Source organism: Actinomadura rugatobispora, from assembly GCF_042656285.1.
In the GTDB taxonomy this organism is placed as follows: Bacteria; Actinomycetota; Actinomycetes; order Streptosporangiales; family Streptosporangiaceae; genus Spirillospora; species Spirillospora rugatobispora.
This window is the reverse complement of the sequence record NZ_JBHSON010000004.1, coordinates 147745-163345: the sequence shown is the minus strand read 5'-3', so window position 1 is coordinate 163345 and position 15601 is coordinate 147745. Positions and strand designations below refer to the sequence as shown.

Sequence of the window (15601 nt, the reverse complement as noted above, 5' to 3'; positions counted from 1 at the left end):
TCGGGGTGGCGCTGTGACAGATGTGAAGGGCTCTCGGCGGATCTGTCACAGGGGCTTGACCTGGCGTTTCACCTGTCTGGAGGGGTGGTCTGTGACAGGTGACAGGTTGTTCCGGGTTCCCGAGCCGCGCGTGTGCGTGCGTGCGCGTGTGCGCGCACGTGGGTGGAATAGGGGGCTGAAACCTGTCACATCTGTCACGATCATGGAGTTTTCCCAGGTCAGACCCATGACAGATGCGATTTCGATCTGTCATAACAGAGAGTGATATTCGGGGTGTTTTCGCAGGTGAGACCCCGTGACAGATGTGGTCCGCACATCTGTCACACATCCCGTTATATATAACGGACAGGTAACAGCGGTTGGTCATCGGAACCACCCCTCATCCGAACGCGCCCCATCGCCGCCCTCGTCGTCGCCCTCGACCGACATGACGGTGAGGTTGCTGTAGACCCGCGCTCCCCCGCCCGGCCCGCGGCCGCGGCCTGCACCGTGCTTGGACAGCTCCTGGGTGAGCTTCTTGGCCGACACCGGCTTCTCACCGACCGCGGTGCACCACCGTTCGTAGGCGTCCCGCACGATCGCGACCTTGATCTGGACTTGTTCGCCACCGCCGACCCGGCAGCACTCTTCGACGAATCGGGCGACGGTGTCCTGTTCTTTCTTGTAGTTCTCGGTGGCGGCGGTGACGCTTTCCGGTTCGGGTTTGAGTCCTTGGTCGGCGAACATGGCGGCGCCTTGGACGATCCAGTTCAGAATGGCGGGGCCGTGGTCGCGGGTGAGGATTCCTTGGAGGTCGTCGATGATCTGGTCGTCGGGGACTTCGTGTGTGAAGGGGATCAGCCGCAGGCGCCTCCAGAACGCCCGGCCGCCCGATTGCACGGATGGCTGGTGGTTGCCCATGAGCCACAGATGGTGGGTGGGTTCGAAGGTGAAGTGGTCTTGGCGCATGAACCGGGCGGTGAGGGTGTCGCCGCCGGTGAGCTGTTTCACTTTGGCTTCGTCGAAGCGGTCGTCTTCGTTGACCTCCGAGCACAGCACCATGCGGGCGCCTGCGAGCCGGGCGATCTCGGTTTCGTGGCCTTGGAACTGGGAGGCCATGAGGAATCCGACGGGGGCGGTGGTGGCGTAGTCGCCGAGGATGTGCTGGCTGGTTTCGAGGAAGACGCCTTTGCCGTTGCCTCCTGATCCCCAGGAGAAGGGGAGGACGTGGGGGCCGATGTAGCCGGTGGCCGAGTAGCCCATGAGGCGTTGCAGGTAGGTGGTGAGGGTGTCGTCGCCGCCGAAGGTGACGTGGAGGAAGGTGTGCCAGGCGGATGGGTCTGCGGCGGGGTCGGGGGTGCACAGGGTGATGCGGGTGTGGAGTCGTTCGGGGTCGGGTGGGCCGAGTTTGCCGGTGCGGAGGTCGACGATGCCGCCGGGTGTGTTGAGTTCCCAGGGGTGACTGTCGATGTCGTTCATGCCAACGACGATGTGGGGGTCGGTTTGGGCGAGGGCGAGGGCGGCGGTGACGCCGGCCGCGGACAGGGCGCGTTGTTTGAAGGAGATGTCGGGGCGTGCGTCTTCGGGGAGGGAGCGGCCGACTTGTTTGGCGTATTCGCGGACGGGGCCGCCGCCGCGTTCGCACCAGTTCCATCGGGTGCCGTTCCAGGCGAGCCAGTTGCCGCGGTCGGGGCAGTAGCGGATGCGGTCTCCGAACTGGGCGACGAGGGTGAGGGCGAGGCGGTCGTCGGAGTACCGGTAGGTGGTGCCGGTGGTGGCGAGGTGGGCGGTGTCGGGGCGGGCGCCGGGGTGGAGTTCGTGGACGGTGGCGAGGTTTCCCTCGATGCTCGGCCGCGGGTTGGCGGGGGTGAAGGGCCCGTTGATCTGCGGCTGGTAGTCGGCGATGAGTTCGTGGAGGTCCTCGTCGCCGTGCGGGAGCGGGTCCCCGTACCCCTGGGCAGCGAGCGCCCTGGCGGCCGCCGCGTAGTCCCCGGCGTGTTCGAGCAGCGCGTATGCCGCGAATTTCGAATAGGGCTCTTCGGTGTCGAAGATGGTCGAGGAGGAGAAGACGTACAGGTTGTCGGTGCCGGAGCGGCCGGTGGTGGCGGAGACGTGCGGGCCGCTTTTGCCGGGGCGGCACCAGCCGGTGGCGTCGCCGTAGCTGCGGGTGCGGCGCCACCCGTGCGGCTCCAGGATCTCGCTCCAGGTCGCCTTGGCGTTGAAGTCGTCCCCGGGGCGGAGCCGGTCTTCATCGGCGTCCCGTGGGCCTGTTGGGGAGCGCTGGGGCGCGGCTGGGGGTTCGGGGGCGGGGAGGGTGTCGAGCAGCGTGGCGAGGGCGTGGAGGGTGTCGCGTTCTTCTTCGGTGATGGTCGCGATCGTGGCGGGTCCGCCGACGAGGAGTACCCAGGGCTGGCCGCTGGGGTGGGTGTGTCCGCCGGAGGGGGCGACGATGACGAAGCCGCCTTCGCCGCGGGTTTCGATGAGGACTTGGGGGACCTGCTCTCCGCGGGTGATGTTGTCGAGCGCGGCTTGCCGCCGGGCCCGGATCTGCGGGTCAGGTTCGGTATCGATGCCGGCCTGTTGGGTGGTCTTCCAGGCGGTGAGTTCGTCGCTGGTTGAGGGGCGGCGGGCGAGCTTGGTGTTTCCGCGGGGCTGGTCGGCGGTGACGCGGTAGAGGATGTGGAGGCCGCCGGAGGGTGTGGTTTCGAGGTAGCCGCCGGTGATCCGGGTCCACAGCTCTTCCTGGCCGTGGTCGGTGAGGGCCTGGGCGTAGGTTTCGATGAGGTGCTCGTGGACGGCGCGGCCTTCGAGTTCGAGCATCTCCAGGTAGGCGCCGCCGGGGGCGGAGATCTGTCCGGTGATGATGCCGAGGCCGTCGAAGGCGCCGGTGGTGAACCAGCGGTTGAGCTGGTCGGGGTCGGCGCGCTGGGTTTGGTAGGTCTTCCAGAACGCGGCTGGGGCTTTGCTGCCGTCTGTGCGTGCGGGGACGGTGGAGCAGCCCGCTGCGGCGAGCGCCTGCGCTGCGTTGAGCAGGGCTTCGGTCCGGGGGGCGGGCTGGTCGGTCACTTGCACCTCGCGTGTCACATGGTTGTGGTCGGGTGTGGCCCCGCCACCGGGGAGGCTGGTGGCGGGGCCGGGGTCGTGGAGTTGTGGCCGGGGCGTCAGCCGATGCCGAGGGCGGCCTTCTGCTCGGGGGTGAGCTGGGCGAGGGCGGCGAGGGCTTCGGGGGTGACGCCCGCGGGCGCGGCCGGAGCGGGGGCCGCCTGCGGGGCGGCGGGCTGCTGCTCCTGGCTGTTGCCGCTGTTGAGGAAGTCGGTGGCGGCGCTGGGCGGGGCGTAGGTGGCCGTGTAAACCTTGGGCGGGTTGAAGCCGCGCTTGGCCTCGCCGTCGGCGGTGTAAGTGATCGTCAGGGTGCCGCCGACCGCGATCCCTGAGGCGCTGGACTTGCGGATGGCCTCCTTGACGGCCTTCTGCATCTGGCCCTTGACGTAGACGGCGCGCTCGCCGTCGTCGTCGGGCACCGAGGGGTCGCGCTCATCGGTGGCCAGGACGATCATGAGCTGCTGCATGGGCTTGCCGTCGTTCCAGTACTTCAGCTCGCCGGACTGGAAGTCCTTCTGCTGCTGGACTTCCGGCTCGCGGGCGATGGTGCCGGTGACGGTGGTGCCAATGGCGGGGAACTTCGCGGAGGTGGTTCCGCCCGCCATGAGGAAGTCATTTGCCGTGGTCATGCTGGTGCTTCTCCTTTGCTGTGCTATTTCGCGATGAGTGCCGCGAGGGATGGGGATGGGGTGGTGGCGTCGATGACGCCGGGGCAGCCGGCCGACGGGTCGGTGCTGCCGGGCTTGAAGTAGGTGCAGTAGGTGCACCAGTTCTCTGTGGCCGGGAGGAGGGCCGCGGCTGCGGTGCCGAGCTGGCCGGTGAGTTTGGCGATGCCTTCGGCGCGGGTGAGGGCGTCGACGGCGACCTGCTCGTCGTAGGGCTCGGTCCAGAAGTAGTTCTGGCGGAGTTCCTGGTTGCGGGGGAAGAACCAGACAGCGACGTGGTCGACGCGGGCGCCGCGGCGGGTCCAGCCGCGTCCGTACAGGTGGGCCTGGGCGCGGTACTGGTCGCCGGGGCCCTGGCTGCGGTATTTGCGAAGCTGGTCGTCGCCGACGATCTTGTAGTCGACGACGGTGCCGCCGATGGCCGGGTTGGCGGGGTCGCCGACGAACAGGTCGCAGGAACCGGTGATGGTCTCGCCGAGGATCTCGCCGACGTCGACGCGGACTTCGCACCAGTAACGGTTGTCGCCGACGGCCCAGGTGGGGAGGTCCTTGTTGGCCAGGTGGAAGACCTCTTCGAGCCATGCGTGAACGGCGGTGCCGACGGTGGGCTTCCAGGGGACGTTGCGCCGGGGGTTGACCTCGCCCATGCCTGCGAGCTTGTAGGCGATCTTGCGGGCGCAGGGGTCGCCGATCTCGCTCGGGCCGATGCGCTTCTGCAGGCTGCGCGGGTGGTTGGTGATGGCGTTTTCGACGACGCGGAGGAGCTCGGCGTGCAGGTCGCTCATGATTCGCCGCCCTCGGCGGAGCCATTGGCGGAGGTGGCTTCATTGAGCGCGTCGTAGAGAGCCCCGACGTCGGTGACGTCGTGGTGCTTAGAGAGGTGCCCCCAGATGAAGTCGCCGGTGCCACCGACGAGGTCGGCGAGGAAGGCGACCTGGTTGTGCGGGAGGGTGAGCGTGATCGGGTCCCGGCTGATGTGCTTGCGCGGCGGGATGACCGGCGTGGAGCTGCTCTCGGTGACCTCGGTGATGATGCTGACCGGCGCTCCCGCCATGCCCCCGATCGTGTTGATGACCAGGACGGCCTTGTCGGGGGTGTCCGCCTTGTCGATGTCGAGGAGGATCCCGGAGAGTCCACGACCGTCGGCGTAGGTGACGGTGATGTGGCGGCCGATGAGCTTCTCGTAGGCGAGCGCGTCGTTCACCGCGGACGCCTCCGGGACTTTCCATCCGTCGGTCGGTTCCTCGGTGACGCAAGCGGGCTCGGTGCGGCATCCGGACGCGCATTTCAGGTCGCCGGTTCCCGCGTAGTACGGGCAGGCGAGCGCGGTGCGGGCGTCCATTAGGCGCCGTCCTCGGGGTCGAGGAGGGTGAAGCGGCGGCCCGGCTCACCGATGACCGTGTACTTCTCCACCAGGTCCGGGTGGTCCGCAGTCAGGGCCTTCTTGTCGAGGCGGCGGGCCGGGGCGGTGTGGGTCCAGCGCACCACGGGCTTGCCGTCGATGCGGCCTTCGGTCTGGTCGCCGAGGGCGTCCTGGATCTTCTCGCGAGCGGCGGCTTCGACTTGGTCGAGTTCGGCGCGCTTGGTGCGGCACTGCCGGAGGATGGCGACCCATCCGGCGAGGTCGCCGGGCAGGTCGATGTGGGCGTCGGTCATGAGGGCGACTCCGTTGCTGTTTGGCTGCTGGCTGCTGTGCGAGACGTGGTGTTGCGGGGGCGTCGCATCACAGTTATGCCACATCGATGTGGCCACATGCAAGTGGCTTTCGTGAGGTACCCTTCGGGTGGCCACATCCGTGTGTGCGAACATGACCCCGTGGATCAGGAGCAGGCGATGAACGACGTCCGGAACGCCGTACGACGCCGCAAGACCGCTCAGCGGCGGCTCGACGAGGCTCACGAGCATCTGCGAGAGACGCTCCGTGCGGCTCGTGACGCCGGCGTCCGGCAGGTTGAGCTGGTCGAAGAGACCGGGTATACCCGCGAGCATGTGCGCCGGCTGCTGCTGCCCACCGGCGACGACTGAGGTCTGAGCCATCACGCCGCACTCCCCTCGGCGGGCCGCTTTCCCCCACCAGGGCAGGGAGTCCCGTCACCGCGGTCGTGCTTGTGCAGGTTGCCGGTGCGGCCGATCTTCTTGGTGCGCCTGCAGACGGGGCAGGTCGCGGTGCGGATCTTCCTGCCGCGGAAGTCGCGGTGCACCTGGGGGCAGGCGTCTTCGACCAGACCGAGGACGCGCAGCGCCATGAGGGCATCGGTGACGTCGGAGGCGTGCCGGGCGGGCCGCTCGCACATGGAGCCGGGCTTGAGAAGGGCTACGGCGGCCGGCCAGAGCGCAGCACTGGCGACGGGTCCGGCGCCGAGCGCGAGGCACACCAGGGCGCTCACGGCCGCGGGCGCGGTGCACTGGTGCCGGTTGGCGAGACGCCGGATGAGCAGGTGGGCGCGCTCTCGGTCGTCGGGTTCGGCGTGGCCGTAGGTGGTGCCGGTTCCGGCGAGGAGGTGGCGGCCGGATTGTTCGAGGTCGGTGCGCATGCCGGCGTTGGTGCGGGTCGGGCTGGTGGGGGTCATCGGCTCATCACCTCGTCCCGGAGCCATGCTTCGTAGCGCCAGGAGGTGGTGAAGGAGATGCCGATCTGCGCGGCGGCTTCGAGTCGGGTCTGCCCGGCCTCGCGCAGTTCCTTGTACTGCTGGCGGGCTGCGGCGGCGTTGTGCCCGGGGCGGGGCGGGCATTCGGAGGGTTCGCGGGGCATGGGCGGGCCGGAGGCGGGGCGGCCGGCCGCCGCCCAGCGGCGGTAACAGGCTTCGCGGTAGCCGTGGCCGCGGTGGGGGCCGGGTCGGCCGCAGCAGCGGCAGGTGATGGTGCGCTTGGCCATCACGCCACCTCCGGCCAGTCGATCTTGGTCATGGCGTCGCGGTGGGTCTTGGGCAGGAGGATGGGCGAGAAGCCGAGCCAGTCCAGGCCCATGAGGGCGAGCCAGCGGGCGTCGACCATGTTGTCGTCGCGGACGTCGCGGTGTTCGCGCTGGTAGAGGGCGAGGCGCATGTCGGCCTTGGTGGCGTTGCCGCGGCCGGTGGCGTAGCGCTTGAGGGCGGCGGGCGGAACAACGGCGACCGGGACGCACTCGTGGAACAGGCGGTCGACGACCAGCCACCACAGCCCGGCGCGGTCCCAGGTGCCGGCGCCGCGGGAGTTGTAGGACGGGCCCTCGATGACGGCGAGGTGGGGTCCCTCGAACAGCCCGGCTTTGGTGCGGGCGATGACCTCGTCGGTGATGTGGCGGAGCCGGTCGCGCTGGTCGCCCAGGTGGTCGCCCGGCCCGGTGGTGATGATGTCCAGGCTGCCGTCGACGCGGGCGATGCCGGTGGCGGCGAGGCTGAGGTCCAGCCCTATGACTCGGGGTTGCATCGGGTCTCCAGGGGGCGTGTGAGGGCGCGAAGGCTGGCGATGGTGGTGTGGGTGTGGGCTTGTGCGGCGGCGACGCGCAGGGCCCAGTCGGGTGGCGCGGACGGCCCGTAGTCCAGGACGTGGGCGTGGCCGCAGGTGCAGGCCCAGGAGACGGCGGCCAGTTGGGGGAGGTGGCCGGTGCCGGTGGAGTGGGCGGTCATGCGATCACCGCCGTGTCGAACAGGCCGTCGGCGACGGGGAACGGCCGGTTGGACCACAGCACCTCGGTGCGCGGGGACCACTGGTTGGCCTGCCCGGTGCCGGTGTGGATCTCGTGGCGGTGCCAGCCGGCGTACAGGTCGTCGTACAGCGGGGAGTGGTAGCCGGACAGGATCACGGTGGCGCGGCAGGCCTCGAGGGCCGCGGCCAGTTCGCGGTGCTCGGCGTCGGAGCCCATCTCGTGCCGGTAGTTCCGCGCCCGGGTGGAGCCGAGGTAGGGCGGGTCGACATACATGAGCACGTCGGGCTGGGCGCCGTAGGCCTCGAGGACTTCGAGGGCGGGGCGGCATTCGAGGGAGACGCGGGCGAGGCGTTCGGCGGCGGCCGCCATTCGGTCGAGGTAGCCGTTCAGGTAGCCGGGCATGGAGGTGACGGACCCGGCGGGGTCGATGTAGAACCGCCAGCCGGTGCGGCGGAGGGTGCCGCCGCGGCCCTGGGAGAGCAGGACCCAGACGCGGCGGGCTTCCTCGAGCTGTGGGTCGGGGTGGTCGTCGGGGACGGGCTGGTAGGCCTCGATGTGTTCGGCGCGGGCGTGCGGGGTGAGGGCGCAGACGCGCTGCAGGTCGGCGGGCCGGTCGCGGAGGATGCGCCAGAAGGCCATGAGCCGGGAGTCGAGGTCGTTGACGGTCTCCATGCGGGATGGGCGCTTGGCGAGCAGGACGGCCAGGGACCCGGCGAAGGGTTCGACGTAGTGCTCGTGGTCGGGGAAGAGCGCGGCGATCTGCTGGGCGATGGTGACCTTGGCGCCGTAGTAGGCCAGGGGCGGTTTCATGCGACCTCCTCGAACAGGGCGTCCTGGACGGGGACGCGCTGCCGGTCGGCCCAGGCCAGGATCGCCGCGCGTGACTGCGGGGTGGTGTGGTCGCGGATGAGCTGCTCGGCGCGGGTCCAGCGGATGTGCCCGGCGCGGGGCGGGTAGGCGGTCTGGAGGATCGCGGTGATGTCGGCGGTGGTGAGCGGGGCTTCGTTGCCGGTGATGTCCCAGGGGGCGCCCTGTCCGTCCCCGTGAGAGCTCGGGGGCGGACCGGGCCGGTCGGTGGCGGTCACAGGGCGCCCGCCTTGCGCTTGCGTTCCCAGGTGTCGGCGGTGCTGGGCTTGATGCCGACCCGGCGGGCGGCCTCGGGGATGCTCTCGCCGCCGTCGCGGAGCCAGAAGTACTCCTCGCGGAGTTCGACGGAGGCGGCCGGGCCCTTGCTCGGCGGCGGTGGTCCCGTCTCTGGTTTCCCGGCGGCGTGCCAGCGCCCGTAGCAGGCGATGCAGTAGCCGTGCCCTCCGGTGCCAAGGGGCCGCGGCTCGCCGCATGCGGTGCACGGCACCGGTGTGGAGGTCTTGATGTAGGTGGCGACCCGGGCGGAGTGCGCTGTGCGGCACGCCTTGTCGATGGGTTCGCCGTTGCGGCGGTGCCGGTGGTAGGCGGCGTCGGTGCCGCACGGGGCCGGTGGACGCCCCTGGCCGCGCTGGCCGGGCTCCCACACGTAGGTCCTGGAGATCCCGACGCCGATGCGGCGGGCGGCGTCGTGGCGGCCCACGCCTCCGGCGCGCAACTCCTGGTAGAGGCGGCGCACGTCCTTGTGGTCAGTGCACCACTTGCGGTGGACGGCCGTGGCCGTGCAGCCGTCGTGCGCGCACTCGGCCGGGGGCGCGGTCGGCGGGATGTAGGCGCGGGCGGTGTCGACGGTGATGCCGACGCGGGCTGCGGCATCGGCGACCGAGGTGCCGCCCTCGACGAGCCAGACGACCTCCTCGCGCAGCATGGCGGAGTGCTCGGGGCCGTGGCGTGGGGGCGGCGGTGGTTCTCCTTCGTGGGCGCCGGCGCGGTACCAGCGGTGGTAGCAGGTGCTGCACCAGCCGTGGCCGCCGGTGCTGGGCTGGCGGGGATTGTCGCAGTTGGAGCAGATGCGGGCGGTCATGCCGCAGCCTCCTTCCGCCACCGCTGGTGCCAGTCGCGGGCGGTGCCGGCTGCGATACCGAGGCGCTCGGCGGCCATCTCGACGGACTCGCCGGTCTCCAGGAGCCAGGTGAAGTCCTCGCGTAGTTCGACGGCGCGGGTGCTGGTCATGCGGCGGAGCGGCGGTGGCCCGGTGTCGGGGCGTCCGGCCTGCTGCCAGCGGGAAACGCACGACTGGCACCAGCCGTAGCGCAGAATCAGCCGCTCGCGTTCGCAGGCGGTGCACGTGGCCGTGGGGTACCGGTCGCGTGCCTTGCGGGCCCAGGCAGCGCAGTAGGCGCGGTGCGCGGCCTCGCATGCGTCGTCGATGGGTTCGCCGCGGTACTTGTGGCGGACGTAGGCGGCGTGGGTGCCGCACGGCTGGAGCTGGCGTTTGCTCATTCGGGTCGCCTCCCGGTGGCGCCGTAGGAGCGGCCGTCGGAGCAGCCGCAGTCGTCGTAGAGCGGGCCGGTGCCGGTGATGCGGGTGAGGGTGTCGCCGGCCCGCCGCCAGGCGATGACCGCGTAGGCGGCCACCAGTCCCAGGGCGGCGAGCACGGCGACGGCGAAGTGGAGCCCGGTCACGACGCCCCCAGCGGGGCTTGTGCGAGGCGGCGGGCGGCGGCTTCGGCGTAGGGTTCGTGGGCCTCGATGCCGATCGCCTTGCGGCCGGTGAGGCGGGCGGCCTCCAGGGTGGAGCCGGACCCGGCGAACGGGTCGACCACCATGCCGCCGGGCGGGCAGGCGTACCGGATCAGCAGGTCCAGCAGCTCGACGGGCTTCTCGGTGGGGTGGATGGCGCGGTGGTGGGCGGAACGGATCCGCAACACCGTGCGGGCCATGCGGGTACCGTCGTCGCTCCACCCGCGCGCCGCGACGGTTCCGGTGTGGGCGGGCTGTGAGCGCCGCTTGGTGGGGCGTGTCTCGTCGGGGCCGAGGTGCGGCACGCGGGGCACCTCGTGGTGCAGGTCGCGCCAGTCGCCCCGGTACCAGTGCGTGACGGTCTCGTGGACCCGCTTGAACCGGTCGGCGGCGAACCCGCTGCCGTTGTGCTTCTCCCAGATGACGTCCTGGCTGAGCTTCCAGCCCGCGCCGGTGAATTCGTGGCCACGCTCCAGGAACATGCGCATCGACCCGAAGCACCACATCGACCGGGCGGCTTCACGGACGAGGAGCGGCCAGTTGCCGGGCCACCGGTCCCACGTCAGGGAGGTCTCGGCGTACGGCGGGTCGGCCACGATCAGGTCGGCGGTGATGCCGAGGTCGGGCAGGATCTCCCGGCTGTCGCCCACGTACAGCTGGACGTCGCCCCCGTTCCAGTAGGGCTCAGCCATCAGTCCCACCGCCCCTGCGGAGCCGGGCGAGTTCGGCGAGGGCGGCGTCCCGGTCGCGTTCGACCTTGCGGCGTTCGGCGGCGGCGCGGTCGAAGTGCTCGGTCCACCGGACGGCCTGGGCCACCAGTTCGGCGCGGGCCTCGTCCCGCTCGTTGCGGAGCCGAACGACCTCGCGGTTCTGTTCCATGGCCTGCCGCGCCTGGATCTCGCGGAGCTCGTCGTCACTGGCCAGGAAGGCGGCGACCCATTCCCGTGGCGTCATCGTCGGCTCAGGCACCCGTCTCGCCCCCGTTCTGGCGCTGGTCGGCGGTGGTGATGCCCGCCCACTTCAGGTCCTCGGCGGTGCACTGGCGCAGATCCACCACGTCGCCGTCGGTGGCCTCGGTGACCTCTTCCCGGAAGCGGCGGACCGCCAGCTCCAGCGGAAGCGGGTTCTCGGGGAGGACGGGGGTGTCGTCGATGACGACGTACCAGAACGGGCCGGTCTCGGTGGCGTAGTCGATGGTGGTGAGGGTGACGTCGCCGCCCAGGTCGGTGATCTCGTAGCTCACTGGTCGTCTCCGTTCAGGTCTTCGCGTGCCGGGGCGGGGTCGGTGATGGTGTTGCCCGGGTCACCCTGCGCAGGACGGCCGTCACCCGGGCGAAAGGAAGACCTCCCGGGCAGGTCGGTGGTGGTGGTCGTGGTGGCGTGGCCGGCGACGGGTTCGCCGATGGTGGGGTGGCCTCCGGTGGCGTGGGTGACGAGGTCGCCGGGGACGGTCCAGGATTCGGGGTCGGCGGGCTCGCCGTAGGTGCCCGCTTCGACGGCCTCCTGCGTGAGGGCGCGGAGCAGGTCCCGGCGCTCCGCGACTTCGGCCGGGACGGCGGGCAGGGGGCCGGTGTCGACGGCGGGCAGGGCGGTGGCGTCGATGCCGTGCCGGGTGCACCAGTCGGTGACCATCCGCCGGGCTTCGGCGGCGTCGGTGACGTGCCGGTCCTTGCGGCGGGCGGCGTCGGCGAGGTCGGAGGCGATCCGGCGGCCCTCCTGGTCGAGGGCGTTGAGCTGCTGCTCGGTCTCGCGGCGGGCGGCGGCGAGTCGGGCTTCGATGCGGTCGCGTTCGGCGGTGGCGCGCTTCTGGTGTTCGGTGTAGGCGTCGGAGAGTTCCTTTTCGCGGGCGGTCCAGGTGGTGACGTCGCGGTCTTCCTGGGCGGCGGCGAGGATGAGGGCGTGGGCGTAGGGCGGGATGCGCTGCTCGGTCATCGGGTGCCTCCTTCGACGGCGCGGTTGACCAGACGGGCGATCTGCAGGGCGTGCTTCCAGTCGTCGGCGTGCGGCGCGGTCTCGGGCTGGTCGAAGCCGTCCCAGGACTCCAGCCATTCGGCGACGGCGACGGCGAACACGGGCGGCATGGCGGCCGTGAGCTGGGACCAGACCATCGGTGAGCCGTGCGGGCGCTCGGGGTTGAGCACGACGCTCAGCTCCGACCAGTGGCGGACCTCCCGCTCCAGCACACGCTGGGCGCGCTCGCCCAGGTCACGCAGCCGCCGGGCAGCGGTCCTGATCTCTTCGGACGGGGTCACGGGCTGGCCTCCTGGCAGTGCGGGCAGTCGGGGCGGGTGATGCCGCGCGCGACGTGGTTCTTCTGGTGGCCGCCCCGCCCGCCCGCCTCGCGGGGGTCGGCGTAGGAGGGCGCTGTCCCCGCCTTGGGCGGTTCGGGGAGGTCGAAGCGGGCGCGCAGCAGCGGCAGCGTCTTGTCGTAGTTGCGGCCCGTGGCCTCGTTGATCCCGGTCTCGCGGCAGGCGTCGATGACGCGGAGTCCGGCGAAGCGGCAGGTGGCGTAGGCGGCGATGCGTGCGGCGACGGGGCGCCGGTAGGCGGCGACCTCTTGGACCATCTCGGGGGTGATCTGCGGGGCGGTCACTGGGCACCGCCGAGGATCGAGCGGGCGAAGGCGAGTGCGTGGCGGTCGGCGAACTCTTCCTGGCGGGCCGGGTTCTCGATGCGTCCGAGGTAGGAGGCTTCGCGCGTCAGCCACGCGGCGAGGTGCTCGGCCTTGTCCGGGCCCATCAGCGCGATCCAGGCGCCGGTCGACGCCGTGCAGGCGCCCGGTGTGCATCGCCAGGATCTTGTAGGGGCCCGCGCCGCACCACGGGCAGATCTGTGCCGCGATGAACTCGCGAAGCATCTCGGGCGAATAGGAGGCCCGGCGTCCTGCGTTCCCGGCCTGGGTCTTCGCCAGCTTGCCCATGTCCCGGAGGCGCTGCTCGCGGGCGCGGTTCGGGCCCGTGTAGGTCTTCTCGCGCTTCCTGCTCATGCCGCACCGCCGTTCACGGGCCGGACGTCGACGCGGGTCCAGACCGTGACGCGGGTGCCGCGGTAGGTGGCGGTGACCTCCAGGTGCACCCACGCCAGCCCGTGCTCGCGGCCCTGGAAGGCGCGCAAGCGGACCTTGAAGAAGGTGGCGTAGCGGCGCATCGCCGCCCGCGCGGGGGCGTCCTCGGGCTCGGCGACCAGGCCGTGGAGTTCGCCGTCCTTGGTCGTGGTCCACTCGGCGTCGGGGACGTGCGCCTCCAGCAGGTGGAACAGCGCGAACGCCGCCGCCATCTGCCTGCCTCGCGGGGTCGCTTCGCTCTGTAGGGTGTGCATGTTCGTCGGCTCCTTTGCAGCCGTCGGATGTGGCGGCGTCCCGGGCTCGACCCCCGGGGCGCCGTTCTTGCGTTCGGTCATGGCGGCCTCGACGCGGGCGACAGCCGCCCGGCCGAGGGCCTCCAGGTCTGCGCCGGTCAGCGCCGCCCGCAGCCGCTCCCGCAACCGGTCACGCGGTGCGGCGGCGGTGAGGATGCGGTCCAGGGGCGTAGCGCCGGGGTCGTGGTCGGGGGTGGGGTCGCCGAGGAGGGCGCGCATGGCGGCGTCCTCGGCGGCCGTCGGCGGCAGGTGCCCGGTCATGACGGGTACTCGCGGTTCACGAGGGTCAGGTCGTGGCGGTGCTCCCACGACTCCTGCGGATCCAGGCCCTCCTCGGCCCAGAAGGCGGACACGAGCGTGACGTTCGACCCGCGCGCCACGGCGAACAGCCGCCGCCCCTCGAACCGCAGCACGTCACCAGGCTGCGGCGGCCACCACTCCGGGTCCGCGCGCTCGACCGTCACCGCGTCGCTGAGACGGATGGAGGTCTCCGCGTAGACGACCTCTTCCTCGTCGTCATGCGGGACGAGGACGTACTCGTAGGCCAGCGAGCCGCCCTTGCATTCCACGACGCTCGCGCCCTCGACGGTGATGTTGACGATGTCGCCGGGCTTGAACTCGGTCATCGCCACCACCCGTCCCAGGCCATGCGCGGCGGGGTGCCCTCGTACTCGGCGGGGTACTGCGCGAGCAGCCGCCGGTCCCGCGTGGCCTGGCGTTCCTCGCGGGCGGCCAGGTCCTCGGCGTGCCACAGCTCGCCGGGGCAGCCCCAGCGGCGGCACGTCGGCGTGCGCTTGGACCCGATGTCGGCGTGATGCGCCGGGCTCAGCCGGCGGGCGGTGCGGCCGCACATGGTGCACAGGCGGGGCGTGGCGGGCGTGCCGGGCAGCAGCCGGTCCAGCAGGCGCCGGGTGCGGGACAGCAGGGCGGTCATGACCGGGCCTCGCCGTTGTGCAGGGCGGAGCGCAGACCGGCTGCGAGGGCGCGCAGTCCGGTCGCCTGCCCGCGCTCGAAGGCGTCGTTGAACTCAATCTTGGCCGCCCGGTCCTCGGCTGCCTGGATCGCCTGGCGTACCTGCTCGGCGAGGCGGTCCTGCTCAGCCTTCAGCTTCTCGATGCCGCGCGGGATCTGGTCGTAGGCGTCCGCGCCCTCGTCGGCCGCGCCGGGCAGCAGGTCGAGCAGCACGCCGAAGAACTCGTCGTCCGCGTTCGCCTGCTGCTGGTAGGTGTCGTGCCATCCCTTGGCATCGGCGCGCGCCCGATCCCGCTCGGCCAGCAGCGCGGGCACGTCCACCGCGTACACCGGCACCGCGCGCGGGCACCTCCGGGTGGCCGCCCGCTCCGCGCTCTGATGGGAGCTGATGACGTCCGGCTGACGCTGCCACACCATGTCGTCGTCGGCCGTCCACGCCCACCCCTCGTGGGTGCGCTTCCCGAGCGGCTCGTCGGAGTGGTCGCAGTAGAAGCCGACCGGCTTGATCTCGCTCACGGCCGCTCCCCGATCTTGGTCACGGCCAGGTGGATTGCGGGACGGCGCGGCACCGGGCGCTCCTTGGAGTCCGCGTACCAGGCCAGCAGCGGACCCACCGGCGACAGCAGCCCTTCCGGGTCCACGCCCCACGCCTCCAACACCCGCGCCGGGTCGACCTCCGCCGACATGAACGCCGCGAACGCCTCGGCCTGGTGGCGGGTGGTGAACGGGCCGTACTCGGACACGTTCTTCGGGCCGCCGTCCAGGCGGACGATGATGGTCGGCTCAGCCATGCTGGCCACCGCCCTCGACGACCTCGTCGGCGTCGTAGCTCACCGGGGACACGCTGGCCTCGGCCGCCGCCTCCGCGTCCGCCTCCACCAGCTCGGCGTCCGCCTCCACCAGCTCCGCGTCCGCCGGCTCCTCCGCGAGCGCGGGCGGTTCGGGCTGGACGTTGTCGCGGTAGGAGTGCAGCGCGCGGTGCCGCTCCATCTCCTCCGCCGTGATGGCCACGACCTCGTAGACGACCGGACCGAAATACCGACTGGCCAGGTGCTGCGAGGCTTCCTTGCGCGGCGTGACGCCGAGCAGGGACGCGATCCGCTCGACCTCCGCGCGCTTGTCCTCGTCGTCGCCCCACAGGAGGGGGCCCACCCTGGGGTAGGAGGGGAGCGGGACCTCGGGCTGGGCTTCCAGGAAGTCGGCCAGGTCGCGGAGCCCTTGCGCGTAGGCGGCCCGCTTGGGGTCTGGGATGATGGTCATTGCCGATACCTCTTTCATCAGGGAGTTCGTGT

General features: G+C 71.3%; 28 protein-coding genes. 1 reads left to right on the top strand and 27 read right to left on the bottom strand.

The features are described from left to right. Positions 1-363: 363 nt before the first annotated feature. From ACFPZN_RS04135 to ACFPZN_RS04115, 5 genes are all read right to left on the bottom strand, one after another. Positions 364-3045: a phage/plasmid primase, P4 family gene (locus ACFPZN_RS04135; RefSeq protein WP_378280273.1), complete on the bottom strand. Its 2682-nt coding sequence runs from the start codon at positions 3043-3045 to the stop codon at positions 364-366. 95 nt (positions 3046-3140) lie between these two features. Then, entirely contained in the window at positions 3141-3710 is a 570-nt protein-coding gene (locus ACFPZN_RS04130; RefSeq protein WP_378280271.1) for a hypothetical protein, read from the bottom strand. A gap of 23 nt (positions 3711-3733) precedes the next feature. Next, complete coding sequence (locus ACFPZN_RS04125) at positions 3734-4531, bottom strand: hypothetical protein (protein ID WP_378280269.1); 798 nt, start codon at positions 4529-4531, stop codon at positions 3734-3736. Continuing rightward, positions 4528-5088 carry a hypothetical protein gene (locus ACFPZN_RS04120; protein ID WP_378280268.1) on the bottom strand — a complete coding sequence of 187 codons (561 nt, stop codon included), beginning with the start codon at positions 5086-5088 and terminating at the stop codon, positions 4528-4530. Before ACFPZN_RS04120 ends, ACFPZN_RS04125 begins: the two co-directional genes overlap by 4 nt. Then, a complete protein-coding gene (locus tag ACFPZN_RS04115; RefSeq protein ID WP_378280266.1) occupies positions 5088-5402 on the bottom strand; it encodes a hypothetical protein in 315 nt (104 codons plus the stop codon). Before ACFPZN_RS04115 ends, ACFPZN_RS04120 begins: the two co-directional genes overlap by 1 nt. Before the next feature lie 159 nt (positions 5403-5561). On the opposite strand from ACFPZN_RS04115, the gene ACFPZN_RS04110 reads away from it, so the two are divergent. Then, on the top strand, positions 5562-5771 hold the full coding sequence (locus tag ACFPZN_RS04110; protein WP_378280264.1) for a hypothetical protein: 210 nt from the start codon (positions 5562-5564) through the stop codon (positions 5769-5771). An 11-nt stretch (positions 5772-5782) separates the two neighbouring features. On the opposite strand, the gene ACFPZN_RS04105 is transcribed toward ACFPZN_RS04110, so the two are convergent. The 22 genes from ACFPZN_RS04105 to ACFPZN_RS04000 all read right to left on the bottom strand — a co-directional run bounded on the left by ACFPZN_RS04105 (position 5783) and on the right by ACFPZN_RS04000 (position 15569). Continuing rightward, positions 5783-6316, bottom strand: a complete 534-nt coding sequence (locus ACFPZN_RS04105; protein WP_378280262.1) for a hypothetical protein — start codon at positions 6314-6316, stop codon at positions 5783-5785. Then, a complete protein-coding gene (locus ACFPZN_RS04100) occupies positions 6313-6621 on the bottom strand; it encodes a hypothetical protein (protein WP_378280260.1) in 309 nt (102 codons plus the stop codon). Before ACFPZN_RS04100 ends, ACFPZN_RS04105 begins: the two co-directional genes overlap by 4 nt. After that, positions 6621-7154 carry a hypothetical protein gene (locus ACFPZN_RS04095; RefSeq protein ID WP_378280258.1) on the bottom strand — a complete coding sequence of 178 codons (534 nt, stop codon included), beginning with the start codon at positions 7152-7154 and terminating at the stop codon, positions 6621-6623. Before ACFPZN_RS04095 ends, ACFPZN_RS04100 begins: the two co-directional genes overlap by 1 nt. Further along, positions 7136-7354: a hypothetical protein gene (locus ACFPZN_RS04090; protein WP_378280256.1), complete on the bottom strand. Its 219-nt coding sequence runs from the start codon at positions 7352-7354 to the stop codon at positions 7136-7138. Before ACFPZN_RS04090 ends, ACFPZN_RS04095 begins: the two co-directional genes overlap by 19 nt. Beyond that, positions 7351-8184 carry a DNA adenine methylase gene (locus ACFPZN_RS04085; RefSeq protein ID WP_378280255.1) on the bottom strand — a complete coding sequence of 278 codons (834 nt, stop codon included), beginning with the start codon at positions 8182-8184 and terminating at the stop codon, positions 7351-7353. Before ACFPZN_RS04085 ends, ACFPZN_RS04090 begins: the two co-directional genes overlap by 4 nt. Further along, positions 8181-8459 carry a hypothetical protein gene (locus tag ACFPZN_RS04080; RefSeq protein ID WP_378280253.1) on the bottom strand — a complete coding sequence of 93 codons (279 nt, stop codon included), beginning with the start codon at positions 8457-8459 and terminating at the stop codon, positions 8181-8183. Before ACFPZN_RS04080 ends, ACFPZN_RS04085 begins: the two co-directional genes overlap by 4 nt. Next, positions 8456-9322 (bottom strand): hypothetical protein, encoded by an 867-nt coding sequence (locus ACFPZN_RS04075; RefSeq protein ID WP_378280251.1) that lies wholly within the window; start codon positions 9320-9322, stop codon positions 8456-8458. The genes ACFPZN_RS04080 and ACFPZN_RS04075 overlap by 4 nt, the downstream gene beginning before the upstream one ends. Beyond that, the gene (locus ACFPZN_RS04070; RefSeq protein WP_378280249.1) at positions 9319-9741 is read right to left on the bottom strand and encodes a hypothetical protein; all 423 of its coding nucleotides are present in this window, start codon (positions 9739-9741) and stop codon (positions 9319-9321) included. The genes ACFPZN_RS04075 and ACFPZN_RS04070 overlap by 4 nt, the downstream gene beginning before the upstream one ends. Beyond that, positions 9738-9923 (bottom strand): hypothetical protein, encoded by a 186-nt coding sequence (locus ACFPZN_RS04065; RefSeq protein WP_378280247.1) that lies wholly within the window; start codon positions 9921-9923, stop codon positions 9738-9740. The genes ACFPZN_RS04070 and ACFPZN_RS04065 overlap by 4 nt, the downstream gene beginning before the upstream one ends. Beyond that, entirely contained in the window at positions 9920-10672 is a 753-nt protein-coding gene (locus tag ACFPZN_RS04060; protein WP_378280245.1) for a DNA-methyltransferase, read from the bottom strand. The genes ACFPZN_RS04065 and ACFPZN_RS04060 overlap by 4 nt, the downstream gene beginning before the upstream one ends. Then, on the bottom strand, positions 10665-10934 hold the full coding sequence (locus ACFPZN_RS04055) for a hypothetical protein (RefSeq protein WP_378280244.1): 270 nt from the start codon (positions 10932-10934) through the stop codon (positions 10665-10667). The genes ACFPZN_RS04060 and ACFPZN_RS04055 overlap by 8 nt, the downstream gene beginning before the upstream one ends. Positions 10935-10941: 7 nt before the next feature. Further along, positions 10942-11223: a hypothetical protein gene (locus ACFPZN_RS04050; RefSeq protein WP_378280242.1), complete on the bottom strand. Its 282-nt coding sequence runs from the start codon at positions 11221-11223 to the stop codon at positions 10942-10944. Next, positions 11220-11912, bottom strand: coding sequence for a hypothetical protein (locus ACFPZN_RS04045; protein WP_378280241.1), 693 nt, complete (start codon positions 11910-11912; stop codon positions 11220-11222). Before ACFPZN_RS04045 ends, ACFPZN_RS04050 begins: the two co-directional genes overlap by 4 nt. Then, entirely contained in the window at positions 11909-12232 is a 324-nt protein-coding gene (locus tag ACFPZN_RS04040; RefSeq protein WP_378280239.1) for a hypothetical protein, read from the bottom strand. Before ACFPZN_RS04040 ends, ACFPZN_RS04045 begins: the two co-directional genes overlap by 4 nt. Further along, positions 12229-12573, bottom strand: a complete 345-nt coding sequence (locus ACFPZN_RS04035; RefSeq protein WP_378280237.1) for a hypothetical protein — start codon at positions 12571-12573, stop codon at positions 12229-12231. The genes ACFPZN_RS04040 and ACFPZN_RS04035 overlap by 4 nt, the downstream gene beginning before the upstream one ends. Beyond that, positions 12570-12719, bottom strand: a complete 150-nt coding sequence (locus ACFPZN_RS04030; protein WP_378280235.1) for a hypothetical protein — start codon at positions 12717-12719, stop codon at positions 12570-12572. Before ACFPZN_RS04030 ends, ACFPZN_RS04035 begins: the two co-directional genes overlap by 4 nt. Before the next feature lie 243 nt (positions 12720-12962). Next, positions 12963-13598, bottom strand: a complete 636-nt coding sequence (locus ACFPZN_RS04025) for a hypothetical protein (RefSeq protein WP_378280233.1) — start codon at positions 13596-13598, stop codon at positions 12963-12965. Then, complete coding sequence (locus ACFPZN_RS04020; protein ID WP_378280231.1) at positions 13595-13963, bottom strand: hypothetical protein; 369 nt, start codon at positions 13961-13963, stop codon at positions 13595-13597. Before ACFPZN_RS04020 ends, ACFPZN_RS04025 begins: the two co-directional genes overlap by 4 nt. Further along, entirely contained in the window at positions 13960-14271 is a 312-nt protein-coding gene (locus ACFPZN_RS04015; RefSeq protein WP_378280229.1) for a hypothetical protein, read from the bottom strand. Before ACFPZN_RS04015 ends, ACFPZN_RS04020 begins: the two co-directional genes overlap by 4 nt. Beyond that, positions 14268-14825 (bottom strand): hypothetical protein, encoded by a 558-nt coding sequence (locus tag ACFPZN_RS04010; RefSeq protein WP_378280227.1) that lies wholly within the window; start codon positions 14823-14825, stop codon positions 14268-14270. The genes ACFPZN_RS04015 and ACFPZN_RS04010 overlap by 4 nt, the downstream gene beginning before the upstream one ends. Continuing rightward, positions 14822-15100, bottom strand: a complete 279-nt coding sequence (locus tag ACFPZN_RS04005; RefSeq protein WP_378280225.1) for a hypothetical protein — start codon at positions 15098-15100, stop codon at positions 14822-14824. Before ACFPZN_RS04005 ends, ACFPZN_RS04010 begins: the two co-directional genes overlap by 4 nt. Then, positions 15093-15569 (bottom strand): hypothetical protein, encoded by a 477-nt coding sequence (locus ACFPZN_RS04000; RefSeq protein ID WP_378280224.1) that lies wholly within the window; start codon positions 15567-15569, stop codon positions 15093-15095. Before ACFPZN_RS04000 ends, ACFPZN_RS04005 begins: the two co-directional genes overlap by 8 nt. Between the last annotated feature and the right edge of the window lie 32 nt (positions 15570-15601).

Coding starts and splice junctions, on each gene's coding strand:
- ACFPZN_RS04130 (WP_378280271.1), bottom strand. CDS start 3,710: ATGACCACGGCAAATGACTTCCTCATGGCGGGCGGAACCACCTCCGCG.
- ACFPZN_RS04125 (WP_378280269.1), bottom strand. CDS start 4,531: ATGAGCGACCTGCACGCCGAGCTCCTCCGCGTCGTCGAAAACGCCATC.
- ACFPZN_RS04120 (WP_378280268.1), bottom strand. CDS start 5,088: ATGGACGCCCGCACCGCGCTCGCCTGCCCGTACTACGCGGGAACCGGC.
- ACFPZN_RS04115 (WP_378280266.1), bottom strand. CDS start 5,402: ATGACCGACGCCCACATCGACCTGCCCGGCGACCTCGCCGGATGGGTC.
- ACFPZN_RS04105 (WP_378280262.1), bottom strand. CDS start 6,316: ATGACCCCCACCAGCCCGACCCGCACCAACGCCGGCATGCGCACCGAC.
- ACFPZN_RS04100 (WP_378280260.1), bottom strand. CDS start 6,621: ATGGCCAAGCGCACCATCACCTGCCGCTGCTGCGGCCGACCCGGCCCC.
- ACFPZN_RS04095 (WP_378280258.1), bottom strand. CDS start 7,154: ATGCAACCCCGAGTCATAGGGCTGGACCTCAGCCTCGCCGCCACCGGC.
- ACFPZN_RS04090 (WP_378280256.1), bottom strand. CDS start 7,354: ATGACCGCCCACTCCACCGGCACCGGCCACCTCCCCCAACTGGCCGCC.
- ACFPZN_RS04085 (WP_378280255.1), bottom strand. CDS start 8,184: ATGAAACCGCCCCTGGCCTACTACGGCGCCAAGGTCACCATCGCCCAG.
- ACFPZN_RS04075 (WP_378280251.1), bottom strand. CDS start 9,322: ATGACCGCCCGCATCTGCTCCAACTGCGACAATCCCCGCCAGCCCAGC.
- ACFPZN_RS04070 (WP_378280249.1), bottom strand. CDS start 9,741: ATGAGCAAACGCCAGCTCCAGCCGTGCGGCACCCACGCCGCCTACGTC.
- ACFPZN_RS04060 (WP_378280245.1), bottom strand. CDS start 10,672: ATGGCTGAGCCCTACTGGAACGGGGGCGACGTCCAGCTGTACGTGGGC.
- ACFPZN_RS04055 (WP_378280244.1), bottom strand. CDS start 10,934: ATGACGCCACGGGAATGGGTCGCCGCCTTCCTGGCCAGTGACGACGAG.
- ACFPZN_RS04045 (WP_378280241.1), bottom strand. CDS start 11,912: ATGACCGAGCAGCGCATCCCGCCCTACGCCCACGCCCTCATCCTCGCC.
- ACFPZN_RS04030 (WP_378280235.1), bottom strand. CDS start 12,719: ATGGGCCCGGACAAGGCCGAGCACCTCGCCGCGTGGCTGACGCGCGAA.
- ACFPZN_RS04025 (WP_378280233.1), bottom strand. CDS start 13,598: ATGACCGGGCACCTGCCGCCGACGGCCGCCGAGGACGCCGCCATGCGC.
- ACFPZN_RS04020 (WP_378280231.1), bottom strand. CDS start 13,963: ATGACCGAGTTCAAGCCCGGCGACATCGTCAACATCACCGTCGAGGGC.
- ACFPZN_RS04015 (WP_378280229.1), bottom strand. CDS start 14,271: ATGACCGCCCTGCTGTCCCGCACCCGGCGCCTGCTGGACCGGCTGCTG.
- ACFPZN_RS04005 (WP_378280225.1), bottom strand. CDS start 15,100: ATGGCTGAGCCGACCATCATCGTCCGCCTGGACGGCGGCCCGAAGAAC.
- ACFPZN_RS04000 (WP_378280224.1), bottom strand. CDS start 15,569: ATGACCATCATCCCAGACCCCAAGCGGGCCGCCTACGCGCAAGGGCTC.